Source organism: Acinetobacter sp. 1566109 (assembly GCF_000582255.1).
In the GTDB taxonomy this organism is placed as follows: domain Bacteria; phylum Pseudomonadota; class Gammaproteobacteria; order Pseudomonadales; family Moraxellaceae; genus Acinetobacter; species Acinetobacter nosocomialis.
This window is the reverse complement of record NZ_JEYB01000016.1, coordinates 51,285-65,157: the sequence shown is the minus strand read 5'-3', so window position 1 is coordinate 65,157 and position 13,873 is coordinate 51,285. Positions and strand designations below refer to the sequence as shown.

General features: G+C 39.7%; 14 protein-coding genes. 5 read left to right on the top strand and 9 right to left on the bottom strand.

Annotated features, from left to right (window positions below; all coding sequences use genetic code 11):
- Positions 1-104 precede the first annotated feature (104 nt).
- Complete coding sequence (locus J582_RS13215) at positions 105-1,472, top strand: MATE family efflux transporter (protein ID WP_009503931.1); 1,368 nt, start codon at positions 105-107, stop codon at positions 1,470-1,472.
- A 56-nt stretch (positions 1,473-1,528) separates the two neighbouring features.
- On the opposite strand, the gene J582_RS13210 is transcribed toward J582_RS13215, so the two are convergent.
- Positions 1,529-2,362 carry an SDR family NAD(P)-dependent oxidoreductase gene (locus tag J582_RS13210; protein WP_002053911.1) on the bottom strand — a complete coding sequence of 278 codons (834 nt, stop codon included), beginning with the start codon at positions 2,360-2,362 and terminating at the stop codon, positions 1,529-1,531.
- Between the two features lie 196 nt (positions 2,363-2,558).
- Here J582_RS13210 and J582_RS13205 point away from each other — a divergent pair, with 196 nt between their 5' ends.
- The 3 genes from J582_RS13205 (at position 2,559) to phoR (ending at position 5,564) form a co-directional block, all read left to right on the top strand.
- Positions 2,559-3,230 (top strand): TetR/AcrR family transcriptional regulator, encoded by a 672-nt coding sequence (locus tag J582_RS13205; RefSeq protein ID WP_002053829.1) that lies wholly within the window; start codon positions 2,559-2,561, stop codon positions 3,228-3,230.
- A 255-nt stretch (positions 3,231-3,485) separates the two neighbouring features.
- The gene (gene phoB / locus J582_RS13200) at positions 3,486-4,196 is read left to right on the top strand and encodes a phosphate regulon transcriptional regulator PhoB (RefSeq protein ID WP_000650776.1); all 711 of its coding nucleotides are present in this window, start codon (positions 3,486-3,488) and stop codon (positions 4,194-4,196) included.
- Positions 4,197-4,205: 9 nt separating this feature from the next.
- The gene (gene phoR, locus J582_RS13195; RefSeq protein WP_002053999.1) at positions 4,206-5,564 is read left to right on the top strand and encodes a phosphate regulon sensor histidine kinase PhoR; all 1,359 of its coding nucleotides are present in this window, start codon (positions 4,206-4,208) and stop codon (positions 5,562-5,564) included.
- Between the two features lie 67 nt (positions 5,565-5,631).
- Here the strand turns inward: phoR and J582_RS13190 are convergent, their stop codons facing one another.
- From J582_RS13190 to pncB, 5 genes are all read right to left on the bottom strand, one after another.
- A complete protein-coding gene (locus tag J582_RS13190; protein WP_031983175.1) occupies positions 5,632-6,828 on the bottom strand; it encodes an alpha/beta fold hydrolase in 1,197 nt (398 codons plus the stop codon).
- 42 nt (positions 6,829-6,870) lie between these two features.
- Positions 6,871-7,290, bottom strand: a complete 420-nt coding sequence (locus tag J582_RS13185) for a hypothetical protein (protein WP_002053721.1) — start codon at positions 7,288-7,290, stop codon at positions 6,871-6,873.
- 135 nt (positions 7,291-7,425) lie between these two features.
- On the bottom strand, positions 7,426-8,277 hold the full coding sequence (gene asd, locus J582_RS13180; RefSeq protein ID WP_031983176.1) for an archaetidylserine decarboxylase: 852 nt from the start codon (positions 8,275-8,277) through the stop codon (positions 7,426-7,428).
- Positions 8,274-9,122, bottom strand: a complete 849-nt coding sequence (locus J582_RS13175; protein ID WP_016805735.1) for a sulfurtransferase — start codon at positions 9,120-9,122, stop codon at positions 8,274-8,276. The genes asd and J582_RS13175 overlap by 4 nt, the downstream gene beginning before the upstream one ends.
- A gap of 150 nt (positions 9,123-9,272) precedes the next feature.
- The gene (gene pncB, locus J582_RS13170; protein WP_004711411.1) at positions 9,273-10,487 is read right to left on the bottom strand and encodes a nicotinate phosphoribosyltransferase; all 1,215 of its coding nucleotides are present in this window, start codon (positions 10,485-10,487) and stop codon (positions 9,273-9,275) included.
- A gap of 168 nt (positions 10,488-10,655) precedes the next feature.
- Between pncB and dtd the strand changes: the two genes are divergently transcribed.
- Positions 10,656-11,099 (top strand): D-aminoacyl-tRNA deacylase, encoded by a 444-nt coding sequence (dtd, locus tag J582_RS13165; RefSeq protein WP_006581428.1) that lies wholly within the window; start codon positions 10,656-10,658, stop codon positions 11,097-11,099.
- 39 nt (positions 11,100-11,138) lie between these two features.
- On the opposite strand, the gene J582_RS13160 is transcribed toward dtd, so the two are convergent.
- From J582_RS13160 to serB, 3 genes are all read right to left on the bottom strand, one after another.
- Positions 11,139-11,618, bottom strand: a complete 480-nt coding sequence (locus J582_RS13160; protein WP_002053983.1) for a hypothetical protein — start codon at positions 11,616-11,618, stop codon at positions 11,139-11,141.
- A 253-nt stretch (positions 11,619-11,871) separates the two neighbouring features.
- Positions 11,872-12,207 (bottom strand): ciprofloxacin tolerance protein AciT, encoded by a 336-nt coding sequence (gene aciT / locus J582_RS13155; protein ID WP_002054010.1) that lies wholly within the window; start codon positions 12,205-12,207, stop codon positions 11,872-11,874.
- A 409-nt stretch (positions 12,208-12,616) separates the two neighbouring features.
- Positions 12,617-13,840 carry a phosphoserine phosphatase SerB gene (gene serB / locus J582_RS13150; protein ID WP_031983180.1) on the bottom strand — a complete coding sequence of 408 codons (1,224 nt, stop codon included), beginning with the start codon at positions 13,838-13,840 and terminating at the stop codon, positions 12,617-12,619.
- Positions 13,841-13,873 lie beyond the last annotated feature (33 nt).

Below are 13,873 nucleotides of genomic sequence, written 5' to 3'. Positions count from 1 at the left end.
AAATTTAGAAACTTAGCATAGTAAAACACTACAAGAAATTTCAACTAAATATGCTAAGTTGAATGTCCGCCCCGCTCATCAAAGAGATGGGCGATGGAGAACACATGCCACCAAGACAGTCTTTAATACATCAGCAAAATCTATGGAAAACATTTTTTGTTTTCTTATTGCCGCTCATTGCTACCAATATCTTGCAAAATTTATCTGGCACCATTAATACCATCTTTGTTGGACAAATGATGGGGGTCGATGCAATTGCCGCCGTCTCTGTATATTTCCCCATTTTGTTTTTACTACTTGCCTTTATTATTGGAGTTTCAACTGGTACTACTGTTTTAGTAGGACAGGCATGGGGCGCGCAGGATATAGAAAAAGTTCAAAGTGTGGTGGGTTCTACTCTTTTTATGACTATCATTGGTGGAATCATTACCGCGATTATTGGGGCATTCTTCGCCCATGATATTTTAGAGCTTTTAGGTACTGATCCCAAGGTGATGCATCTTGCTTTACCTTATGTGCAATGGATGCTCGCAGGTAGTCCACTTCTATTTGTTTATATTATCTATACCTCAATTTTACGTGGGGTAGGTGACAGCACCACGCCCTTACTGGCACTGGCTTTAACCAGTGTAATCGGTGTGATTATTACCCCAATTTTGCTTAAAGGTTATTTTGGCTTCCCTGCTCTAGGGATTATTGCACCCGCTATAGCATCAATTATTAGTTATATTGCGATTTTAATTTTTCTTGCGATTTATCTAAATAAGAAAAAGCACCCACTTCGACCGAACCGCCAGCTTTTGCAGCATATCCGCCACAACCCAGAACTGAGCAAGATCATTTTACGTCTGGGTGTGCCAACTGGTATTCAAATGATTACCACCTCTATGGCGGGACTCGTGATTGTAGGTTTAGTTAACCGCTTTGGTGCTCATGCCACAGCTGCCTATGGTGCCGTCAACCAAGTACTCAACTATATTCAGTTCCCTGCTTTGTCTATCTCAATTGCAGCCTCAATTTTTGCAGCTCAAGCAATTGGTGCAGGTAAATCAGACTTACTCGCACGTGTTACACGCACAGCTTTAGGCATGAACTTTTTATTCACAGGTGTGTTAATTGCACTTGGCTATCTATTTTCAAAATATTTGATGGCCTTATTCATTACCGACCCAACTGTGGTGGTATTAGGACAGCAGCTCTTATTTATTGTACTTTGGGCAATTTTATTTTTTGGTGCAGGTGCTATTTTTGCATCAATCATGCGGGCCAGCGGTACAGTTACCGTCCCAATGCTGTTAAATATCTCGGCTATTTTGTTAATTGAAATCCCATGCGCTTACTGGTTTAGCTCAATGTGGGGGCTTAAAGGAATCTGGATTGCTTATGCCTTGGCATTTGTGAGCCTTTGTATCGTTCAAGGCTTGTATTACCAGTTTATCTGGAAGAAAAAGAAGATCAAAGTTCTTATTTAAAACAGCTTAAGCCTTATAAAAAAAGCCATCAATTGATGGCTTTTTTAATTTAAATCTTATTTCATCCATTTGGTTACAACGGTTGAAGCACGTTGATATCCAGTTGGGAACAAACGCTGAAGTGCATCAAGAAATTTTGCATCACTACCAATCAATAAACGGCGTTTATTTTTCAAAACGGCATCTAGAATTTGACGAGCTGCTTCTTCTGGTGGAGTACGTAGGAATTTATCAAAGTTTTGAATAGATTTAGCTGGGTCCATACCCAAACTACTCAAACTGTCATTCATTTTTGCAGCTTTAGCAATATTGGTGCGAATGCCTCCCGGATGTACACATAGCGAACTTACGCCACATTTTTCAATGTCTAACTCTTGGCGTAACGATTCGGTAAATCCACGCACTGCAAATTTGGTTGCATTATAGCCAGACTGAGTTGGCTGAGCTGTTAAACCAAATAAGCTCGAAATGTTAATAATGTGCCCATCTTGAGTTTGCTTAATGAACGGTAAAAATTCTTTGGTACCGTAAACCACGCCCCAAAAATTAATTCCAACGATCCACTCTAAATCTTCGTAGCTTGCGCCTTCTACAGTTGAACCTAAAGCGACACCAGCATTGTTAAAAATGAGATTAACAGAGCCATGATCTTGAACGGTTTCCTGTGCCCACTGCTTTACCGCTTCACGATCAGAAACATCCAACTTTTTAGTTGTTACAGTAATATTACTGTACGGTTTTAATAGCTCAACAGTTTTCTCTAAACCCTTTTCATTAATATCACTTAATGAAAGATGGCAGCCTTGTTTCGCCAACAGAATTGCTAATTGTTGCCCAATGCCAGAACCTGCACCTGTGATTGCAGCGACTTTGTTTTTAAAATTTTTCATTGTCCATCCTTTGTTTTTCGATTTGCACAACCGGTTCATTGCATGTGCACTTTAGACTCTTTTAATATAATTTTGACAATATTCATTGTCAATATAGTACACTGTAATTTCAGATAGATTGGCACAATTCTGCTGACAGCTTTATCATAAGCCTCATACTTGCTGAAAAACCGATAAATCAGGAAACCATTTATTTATGGCGACAAACGACTCAACCAATAAAAAGAAAACAAAAACTGCGGGTAAAGAACGCCAGTTCAAAGGATTATCTCTGTCTGAGCGCAAAGAGGCACGCCGCGAAAAACTCATTGAAGCCGGTATTGCGACTTATGGAACCCTTGGCTTTTTTTCAGTGACGGTAAAAGATGTCTGCCAAGAAGCAAAACTCACTGAACGTTATTTTTATGAATCATTTAAAAAGAGTGAGGATTTATTCCAAACTATCTTTTTAAAAATGATTGAAGAATTACAGCAAAACTTAATGCAAGCTGTGATTAAGGCTGCACCCGATCCGGAAAAAATGGTCGATGCAGGGTTAAGAGCGCTACTGACAACCTTAAAAGATGACCCTCGTTTAGCTCGTATCGTCTACGTTGATGCAGTTCTGGTGCAGGAATTACATAATCAGGCAACGATTCAAGAAACCCTTGCCCAGTTTGACCGTATGATTCAAGCGTTCGTTATGCTGACCATGCCGCAAATACAGCACAAGGAAAATGAGCTCTCTTTAATTGCAACGGGCTTAAACGGATATGTGACTCAAATCGCGATTCGATGGGTCATGGGTGGTTTTGAGCAGTCTCTTGAACAAGTTTTAACAGCCTGCCGTATTGTTTTCTTGTCTTTGTTGGCACAAGTTTCAAAATAATATTAAAGTTTTTTGACACTGCTTTAAGGCTAAAAACCTAGCTGGAAGCAAACTGTTAACATATTGAATGGCTTTAAGAAAATTTATGCATCCCTGTCATCATTCGGTCATGTGCTTGCCGTATTTTTGTCACAAATTATTGCTAAATTCGATTTTATAGACTTTTCTGCAATGAAATTGTCATAATTAATCTTTGTAATAAGCCTGTCATAACTACAAAACGGTTCACCGTTAAAATCTACAAGGTATTACGCTGTGAAAGATGACTATATTTTAATTGTCGATGATGAGCTTCCTATTCGTGAAATGATCCATACTTCTTTGGATATGGCAGGCTTTCAATGTTTACAGGCTGAAGATGCCAAACAGGCCCATCAAATTATCGTCGACCAACGTCCAGCACTTATCTTGCTTGATTGGATGTTACCTGGAGGCGTAAGTGGTGTGGATTTATGCCGCCGCTTAAAACGCGATGAAAACCTAGCAGAAATTCCAGTCATTATGCTCACCGCGCGCGGTGAGGAAGACCACAAGGTACAAGGTCTAGATGCCGGTGCAGACGATTATATGACTAAGCCATTTTCAACACGTGAACTGGTTTCTCGTATTAAAGCTGTTTTACGCCGTGCAAATGCGCTAAGCGGTGAAAAAACAATTGATGCCAATGGTTTAATTCTTGATCCTGTAAGCCAACGCGTAAGCTTTGGTAACAGCATTTTAGATATGGGACCAACAGAATATCGCTTGCTTGCATTTTTTATGACCCATCCAGAACGTGCATATACACGTGCCCAGTTGCTCGATCAGGTGTGGGGCGGTAATGTATACATCGAAGACCGTACCATCGATGTACATATCCGTCGTTTGCGTAAAGTGTTAGAACCTTTTGGTGTTGACCGATTTGTTCAAACCGTACGTGGTACAGGTTATCGTTTCTCTACACGTGCAGATTTAGCCGCAGGTTAACCAAAATTTATGTATGAACCCTACCCCGTCCCTGAACAGGTACGTGAACAAAAGCTTTCCCGTTACAGTAGTTTGTGGACGTTTGCTAAACAAGATTTACGACTTTTATTATTTTTCCTGATTATTGCAGGGTTAGTCGGTTTAGGGGTTGGGTATTTCTGGAGCTGTATTTTTATCGCCTTCGTGGTGTTTTTTGCGCTCCAGTTACGTTCTTTATATTTGGTGAATGACTGGATTGCCAACAATCCTTACGATGTTCCTCCCAACCTAAGTGGTATTTGGGGGGCATTATTATTTAATGTGTATCGTGCTCAGCGTCAGGAACGAATTGTTCAGGCCGAAATGGTTGGGCTAATTGACCGTGCCCAATCTTCTTTAGTTGCCCTAGCTGAGGCAGTTGTTTTAATTGATGATCAACATCAAATCGAATGGTGGAACCCAGCCGCAGAGCGTTTACTGGGAATTAGTCCACTTGACCGTGGTCGCAACTTATTAACTATTTTGCGTCAGCCTACTTTTATTGAATATTTTAACAATATTGATCAAGCGCCCGATGGGATTAAACTCCATTCTAATCTTGATGATGACCGTTATGTACAGGTTAAGCTCACACGGTTCGGTGGAGAAAGTCGCTTACTTGTAGCTTACGACGTAACGCGTATGCACAACCTTGAGCAAATGCGTAAGGACTTCGTCGATAATATTTCGCATGAGCTTCGCACCCCCTTAACTGTACTGAGCGGCTATATCGAAACATTTACCGACCAAGAAGATATTAGCCCACGCTGGAAACGTGCATTTGACCAAATGCAATCACAAACAAAACGTATGAATGCGTTAGTGAATGATTTATTGCTGTTATCAAATTTAGAAAATAACAAAAAAATTGCAAAAAATCAGATTATTGAAATGCCGAGCTTAATGAATCAACTGTTTGATGATGCTCAGGCCTACAATGCCGATTATGGCCACACACTCAATTTGCATATTGATAGCCACTGTGACCTGATTGGTTCCGACATGGAAATTGCCAGCGCATTTAGTAATTTAATTACCAATGCCATTAAATACACACCCAAAGGTGGAACCATTACTATTGGCTGGCATGATGACGGTGAACATGCTTACTTTAGCGTACAAGATACCGGTATCGGGATTAACCCGAAACATTTACCGCGTCTGACCGAACGCTTTTATCGCGTAGATAGTGACCGTAGTCGCCAAACAGGTGGAACGGGTTTAGGCCTTGCGATTGTAAAACACGTACTGATGCAGCATGGTGCTTATTTAGACGTCCAATCTAAAGAAAATGAAGGGTCAACCTTTACCGCAGTTTTTCCAAAAGAAAGACTATATAACATGACCTAAAGTTGCCTTCTCACATATAAAAAGCCGACTCTTGAAAAGTCGGCTTTTTTGTCACATTTCAAACTATTTATTTAAAATTAGAGCAATAAGATTTAGTCTGATTTTTTTCTATAATATTTAAAAAGTTGGTGGCAAAAGTACTACTCTGACGCAGTGCATCGCGATGATCTCCCCCATCAATTTTTTGATAAATAGTTGGCTTTTTTGATTTGCATAGCTGTTGGTAATAAGCATATGTCCCTCTCGGGTCAACCAAATGATCTTTAGAACCTTGTACGATCATTAATGGTACGCTAGGCACCATATTTTCAATGGACTGCTGCTTCAGATAAGTCAAAAGAGGTCTTAAATCTGCATTAGCTTTAAATATATTAGAAGGAGATTTCTTCAAGTCAGATTGAAGTTCAGATAAACAGCGGCTACGTGCTTGCGTTAGTACAGTGTTCATTTCGGGACTAACTAAATTTTCAGGGACAATACTTGGTTCTGCTGCTTGCGCTCCCAATAACACAATCGGGAAGAAAGCTGCCACACTAGGTTCTGGGTTCGGATTAGTTTTTACATATTCTGCAATACCTTCATATTGATAGCCACCTGGCGCAAGCGCAATCGCTCCTTTTAAATCTAGTTCAGGTGCATCTTTTTGCCCATAAGCCGCCACGGCAATAGCAGCAGCTCCGCCTTGGCTATGGCCCATCACTAGCCATTGTTTATTAAAATCTTTTGGCTTAACTGCATGTAACGCTCGTACGGCATCTACCACCGTGTGCAGTTGGCTCTTGGCATTCATATAAGGATGTGCACCTAGCGTACCTAATCCCTGATAATCGGGTGCAACGACCGCATAGCCGCGTGCAAGCCAAGAATCTAAAGCTTTGGAAGCAACTTCTTGATAAGAATGAACAGGGCCACCTACATAGTCACCAGAAGGTGCACAGGTGTCAGCAACTCCGGTCGTGCCATGCGCCCAAGCCAGTATAGGCCAGCCATTTTTTGGAGGCGTTCCTTTTGGTAATAAAATAAATGCTGAGGCAACGATAGGTTCACCATTCACACCTCGACTACGATAATTGACCAGCAAACGTTGATCTGCATGAGGAAATAAACTCGTCACATCTTGTTGTTCAATGGACAGTATAGAACCCGGTTTTTCACTCACTATTTGCTTACTCAAGTCTGTCATTGGAGTAGCCATAGCAGAACCGGATGCCAAACAAATACTGCTCAATAAAAATTTTAATAAAGAATTACTTTTTTTAATCAAGGGATTACTCCTCTACTTTCTAATCATCATTTCAAATTGAACTTATAAAGAATATGCCCCTATTGCATATAACGAACCCAACAAGAGGCAAATGAAAGAACTCACATACCAAAATAGATCACTATTTCCACTAAATCTAGCCTTTAACCATGGAAATGCCAAACCACGCAAAATAAATGGAATGGCAACTAGAGAAATAATCATTTTTTCAAATGGTAAATTCATAAAACGAGTTGCTGCGCAAAAAGCATAGAAAGAGAAAATACAAAGAATAAAACCTACAGCTATAGCCATAAAATTCGGGTACCAATGCCCTTTTTCGACCATCTGAACAATACTTTTCCCAGCCCCTAAAAACCGAAAACCATTTGCTCCCCAAAACACGCAAATAAAATGAAGTAACGCGGCCACAAAAGTCAAAACCGAAGCAAAATATAGGCTAATGATAGGAGTTTGGGACATTTTATTCTCTTAGTAAGTATTTATAATGAGTTGAAAATTTATTTACTGATAAACATTATATTTAAAAATATAGTTAATTATAAAAATGTGAATAAAAAAAGAGAGCAAATGCTCTCTTTTTTTATTATTTATGAGTTAAATCGTGTGGCCCATACGTTCGCCCATGACAACAACTGACTCGGCTTTAAAACGTTTTTCCCACTCGATTTTATCTTTTTCAAATAAAATAATAGCAGTAGAACCTAAATAAAAACGACCAAGCTCCGCACCTTTCTCTAGCTTCAACTGATGATGCTGTAATTCGATACGACCCGATGGTTTTACTTTACCTGTTGCCACAGTTTCAATACCTGCAACAATCATAGCGCCGACTAAAACAACAGCCATACGACCAAGTTCAGTATCAAACAAGCAAACCATACGCTCATTACGGGCAAATAAACCCGGTACATTTTCAGCAGTCACCTGATTTACTGAAAATAACTCACCCGGTACATATAAAGTTTCAGTTAATGTGCCTGAAAATGGCATATGAACACGGTGATAATCGCGTGGAGACAAATAAACCGTTGCAAACTCACCTTCTTGGAAAGGTTGAGCAAGTTGTGGGTCACCAATTAATTTTTCTACAGAGAAACTTTGGCCTTTTGCCTGAAAAACTTCGCCAGCAGTAATTTTACCAATTTGAGAAATTGCGCCATCTGCTGGTGAAACAATACTAACTGGGTTTTCATCAACCAGTCGTACGCCATCTTTCAATGCACGAGTAAAGAAATCATTAAAAGATTTATATTTAAGTGCATTGCCTTGTTCAGCAATCGACAAGTCAATACCGTATTTGGTTTTAAATGCATGAATAACCGCAGCTTTTAATACCGGATTTTCACTTGCAGCAACTTTACCCACCACACGGCTTAACTGATGCTGAGGAACAAGATTTTGTGCCTTAATAAATAATTCTTTTTTTAAGCGAGATGTAAAACTCAAGACGGCGATTCTCCAGTAATGATAGGACTATCGAGGCGATTGCCCCATTCACTCCACGCACCATCATAGGCTTTTGCTTCCCAACCCAAAAGTCTAGCCAAAATATAGGCCAAACCAGAACGGTGATGTGACTGGCAGTATACGACTACAGGTTGTTTTAAATCGAACCCAAGTTGTTCAAGACGCTGCCGCGTGCGTTCAAGCGGATGCAATTTTAGATGATTTTGTCGATTAAGTGCAGTACTCCATTCAAAATGGAGTGCATTTGGGATGTGACCACCGCGTCGCGCTGCTAAACGAACACCGCTGTACTCATCAATCGTTCTGCAATCCCACAATTGAATGCTTTCTTGTTCAACCTGTTTACGTAATTCTTCATAGTTCACTCGGAACTGTGCAGCATGTGATAAATCAATCTGGATTAAATCATCAACTCGAGGCAGTTCTTCAACCTCAGCTGTAGTCGGTAAACCTGCCCCAAGCCATGCATGAATACCGCCATTAATTAAACTCGTACGTGTAAATCCTAAGCAATGCAAATTCCAGATTAAACGTCCTGCCCATGCTCCACCTTCATCATCGTAGACCACTACATGGTGATTTGGTGAAATATTCAATTTTTCAATGAGGGCTTGTAAACCTGCTTCATCTGGCAAAATACCAGTGGCTTCTTCATGCTGAGCGACCAACCATTTAGGCTGTAAATGAATTGCATGTGGAATATGGAGCTGCTCATAAACTGATGCACGACTCAAATCTACAATACGGATATATTCATTGCCTAAATAAGGCACTAACTCTTCTGCTTCTATTAATAAATCGAGTTTAAAATCAGGGAGTGTCATCGTCATGGTTACTTTTTATACCAGCTTAATTTCATCTTAGCATAAGCTTATATCTATCAAACTCTGATTTTCTGCTACCGTTTAGCAGAAAATCAGATATAAACATTCACAAGCATTAAGTAGCTGCCAAACTGTCAGACTACATTGTGATTAAACAGCTTCATCAAGTTCTTCAATTTGGAAAACCTGACGTAAATAAGCCAAGAACGTATCGTTATCAGTCATGGTTTTGCCAGGGCTATCCGAAATTTTAGCAACCGACTGGCCATTACACTCAACCAGTTTCAATACAATATTGAGCGGTGTTTGGCCCATGTCATTAGTCAAATTCGTACCAATACCGAAACTCACCTGAAAACGGTCTTTGAAATATTGATGTAGCTCCCAAGCCTTTGGCAAATTAAGGCCATCACTAAAGGTCAACATTTTAGTTTTGGTGTCAATTTTTAATTTACGGTAGTGCGCATAAGCCTTATCACCCCATTCATATGGGTCACCACTGTCATGACGTAAGCCATCAAATAGTTTGGCAAAATACAGGTCAAAATCACGTAAGAAAGCGTCCATCCCAACAACGTCAGTCAAAGCAATTCCCAAGTCTCCACGATATTCTTGAACCCATGTTTCTAAAGCAGCTTTTTGAAAATCACGTAAACGGACATCAAGCGCCTGAAACGCCTGCAAGAATTCATGTGCCATGGTTCCAATTGGCGTGATATTTAATTCTTTAGCCAGCAAAACATTACTTGTTCCACGAAATACATTTGGCACAGTTTTATGAAATGCAGCAACTACATGTTTTTGCCATTCAAAACTATACCGACGGCGTGTACCAAAATCAGAAACTAAAAATGGAGGGTCATTCGGCTGTTGAGATTTTTCGTACTGCTGAATCAATTCAAGCTTTGCTTGTAAACGTCGTTCGCCTTCCGCCCAAACTTCGTCTGTTTTAATGCGGCTAAAATATAATTCATTTACAATCGCTAAAACAAAAATCTCGAACATCATGGCCTGAACCATTGGCCCTTCAATCCGAATATCTAGTCGACCTTCATTATCAATACTGGCCTGAATAAAACGTCGTTTAAGTTGGAATAATTCTAAATAATCGACAAAGTCGCTTTTAATAAAGCGTAATTTTCTTAAATATTGTAGTTCGTCTTCTTTATATTTGAGATTACATAAATGGTCGAGTTGCTCGTTTAAGTCATCCAAAATATCCACTAATGGATAAACAGTATCTTCTAAATTTCTGCAACGAAAATGGTAGACACTATGTGTTTGCGGGAATTTATGCAAAACCACTTGTAGCATCGTAAATTTGTACAAGTCTGTATCAAGTAAAGAATGGATAATTGGAGACATAGTCAATGATTATTCGCTTGCTTCTTAGCATTAAAGCATATTTTTATAGATGAATTATGAGCTTTTATACCATTGTTGCAACTCCATGAAATTTCCTTTTAAAAATCATTTAAATTAATTTCTGCTAAACTGCATCAATTCAAATAATTGCAGAAACTCTCTCTAACAATGCGCGCTTTAATACAACGAGTTCTTGAAGCTAAAGTGGTGGTAGACGGTGAAACGACCGGTGAAATCCAGAATGGCTTATTGGTTTTTTTAGGAATTGGCCGAGACGATACTTTAGCCACAGGTCAGAAGCTTATCGATAAGATTTTGAAATATCGTATTTTTGATGATGAGCAAGGCAAAATGGGCTGGAATGTATCTCAAGCAAATGGCGGAGTCCTGCTTGTCTCTCAGTTCACGCTCATGGCACAAACCCAAAAAGGCTTACGTCCAGACTTTGGTCCAGCCATGCCACCGAGCGACGCAAAAGCACTTTATGAACAGTTGGTTGAATATACCCGTTCACAGTTTGAAAATGTTCAAACAGGTATTTTTGCTGCTGATATGAAAGTACACCTCATTAATGATGGACCAGTTACTTTCAATTTAGAAGTTGAAGCATAGATATAAAAAAACTCCCGATCGGGAGTTTTTTTTTAAGTCCTAACGACCAGTCTTTTCTTTAATAAAAGCACGCGCCTGACGTACTTTATCTTTTACTGGTTTTGGTAATTTTGGTGGAATCAATTTAGCTGCCTGGTTAAACCAAACAAGTAGGCTGAAATCGCCTTCCATTTTGATACTACCCTCTTGCATACCCGTCATGAATGCAGTTGGGTCGCCTTTGAGTAAGGTTTTTACACCTTGTTCACTATCTGCAAACTGCAAAATAAAGTCAGCTTTTTCAGGTGAGCCAGCGACTGTATCGATATGGCCATGATTAATAATAATTTGGCGAGCCACACCTAAATCAGTACCAATTTGAATGCGGAATGCGCGGTCATGCACTAGCTCAATAAACTTAGGACTTGTACGTGCCAACTGTTTCATACGCAGTGCCAAACCTGCTACCAATAAATCTAACGGGTCTGTACTGACATCAACAAGTGGTAACTTGACTACAGGTATAGAAGAAAGTTTCATGAACATTCACGCCTATTGTATTTTTATGAAAACCTTGGGGCAAAACTCAGCAAGGGCTCCCCATTGCCTGTTTTGTGCATCGACTGATGATATTCTAATTGGCAACGCAATCTATATATGAAACGTCAACAGACCAGCCTATCGTAGCATAACTGGCTATTTTTTAATAAATGCTTTGTATAATAAAAATCATGTTTTCGTAAATAAAAAAGGCATGCTGTGCATACCTTTTTACCGTTAGATAACAATTTAATTATCGGCTAGAACATTGCTGCTGATCATCTTCATATACTGGCGTATGTTCTATATATTGGCGATTTGCCAAAGCCTTCTGTGCCTGTTTATCCTCACGTAATAAAATAAATGTGACCATTACCATCGCTAGACTTAGTGCAGTTAAATAACTATATGTGACTGGCATTTCAAAAGTGACTTGAACTCCAAAACGGACCACTTCCAATAGCCCCCAAAAAAACATCCCTGCAAGCATAAAACCAAGCCAACGACGGTAAGGAGAAAAGAACACAGCAACAAGCGCGACAGCAATTAAGCTGAGTCCGGCGATAGCGGCAAAATTCGCTGTTACCATAGAAACCTCCGTCTTAATGAAAACGTCTAAAAACATTCGGTCTGAACACCAGACCTCATTCCAAAAACAACTTTAATTCATGATTTGTGTTGAAGCTTAGAAAGCATTATGGATGTTTTTTTTTAGAAAAAAAGACCTGTTATTTGTCGAAGCGACATACTTTGTCGCAACATTCTTTTGTCATTACATTTTTGCAAATTTAAAAAAGTTCTACTTCCTATATGGCGTCAATTCTGGCGTGTCATTACAAAAAACTATGCTGTTTTTTTGCCTCAAAATAAGTTTTTTTCAGTTTTTTTTATTGCCTTTTTTCTGTGCATCATTTTGTCATAACTTGCTTGTTTTTATGACTATTCTGCATAAAAAAAGCGCTACTCTTGAGCAGCGCTTAATGATTGTTCAGTATTATTTAGGCACGGCTTAAATCTTTGTCATGCATACCGAGTAAATACAAGACACCATCTAAACCAACGCTTGAAATCGCCTGATTGGCATTTTGACGAACAAGCGGTTTAGCACGATATGCGACACCAAGACCCGCAATCGCAAGCATTGGTAAATCATTTGCGCCATCACCAACAGCCATCGCTTGCTCTAGTGAAATACCAAGTTTGTTGGCAAGCTCACGCAGCAACTCTGCTTTACGCGCACCATCAACAATTATACCTTTTACTTCACCTGTTACAACGCCATCTTGTACATCTAAAACGTTGGCATGAACTTCATCAATACCTAATTTAGCTTGTAAATATTCAGCAAAATACTGGAAACCACCAGATAAAATTGCCGTTTTATATCCAAGTGCTTTTAAAGTCGAAATAAGGCGTTCCGCACCTTCGGTAATGGTCAAACGCTCAGCAATTTTAGGTAAAACAGATGCATCAAGACCTTTTAATAATGCAACACGTGCACGGAAACTTTGTTGGAAGTCCAACTCACCTTGCATTGCTCTTTCAGTAATTTCAGCTACTTGCGCGCCTACCCCTGCTTCAAGCGCCAATTCATCAATCACTTCTTGTTCAATTAAAGTTGAATCCATATCGAAACACACTAAACGGCGATTACGTCGATAAGCGTTATCTTCTTGAACAGCGACATCAATATTTAATTCGCTTGAAAGAAGTAAACAAGCAGCACGCATCGCTTGTGCATCTAAAGTTGGACCACTACTTAAACCAAACTGAACACAGGCACGACGAGGCAAGGTACTGTCTTTTTCAAGGTCTACACGGCCAGATAAACGGGTGACAGTTTCAATGTTAAAGCCTTGTGTAGACACAATTTGTGTAACTGCTTGTAAATGTGCAGCAGTCAGTTCAGGCGCTAAAGCAGTGACGATATAACGGGTTCGTCCACCTTCGCTTACCCATTGATCGTATTCTGTGCCCGAGATTGGTTTAAAGCGCACTGTTAAGCCAATATCATGTGCTAAAATCAAAATCTCTTTCATTGCCAACGCTGTCGCAGTTTCATTTTCAGAGGCGACCACGATGCCCAATGTCAGTTGATTATGAATAACGGCCTGACCTACATCCAGTATTTGCAATGAATGTACGGATAGTACTTGCATTAATCGGGTAAACTGGTTTGGTTGGTCCGGTCCTAAAAAGGATATAAGAATGATTTCTCGCATGAATTGACTCTAGTCTGAGTGACAACTATTGTA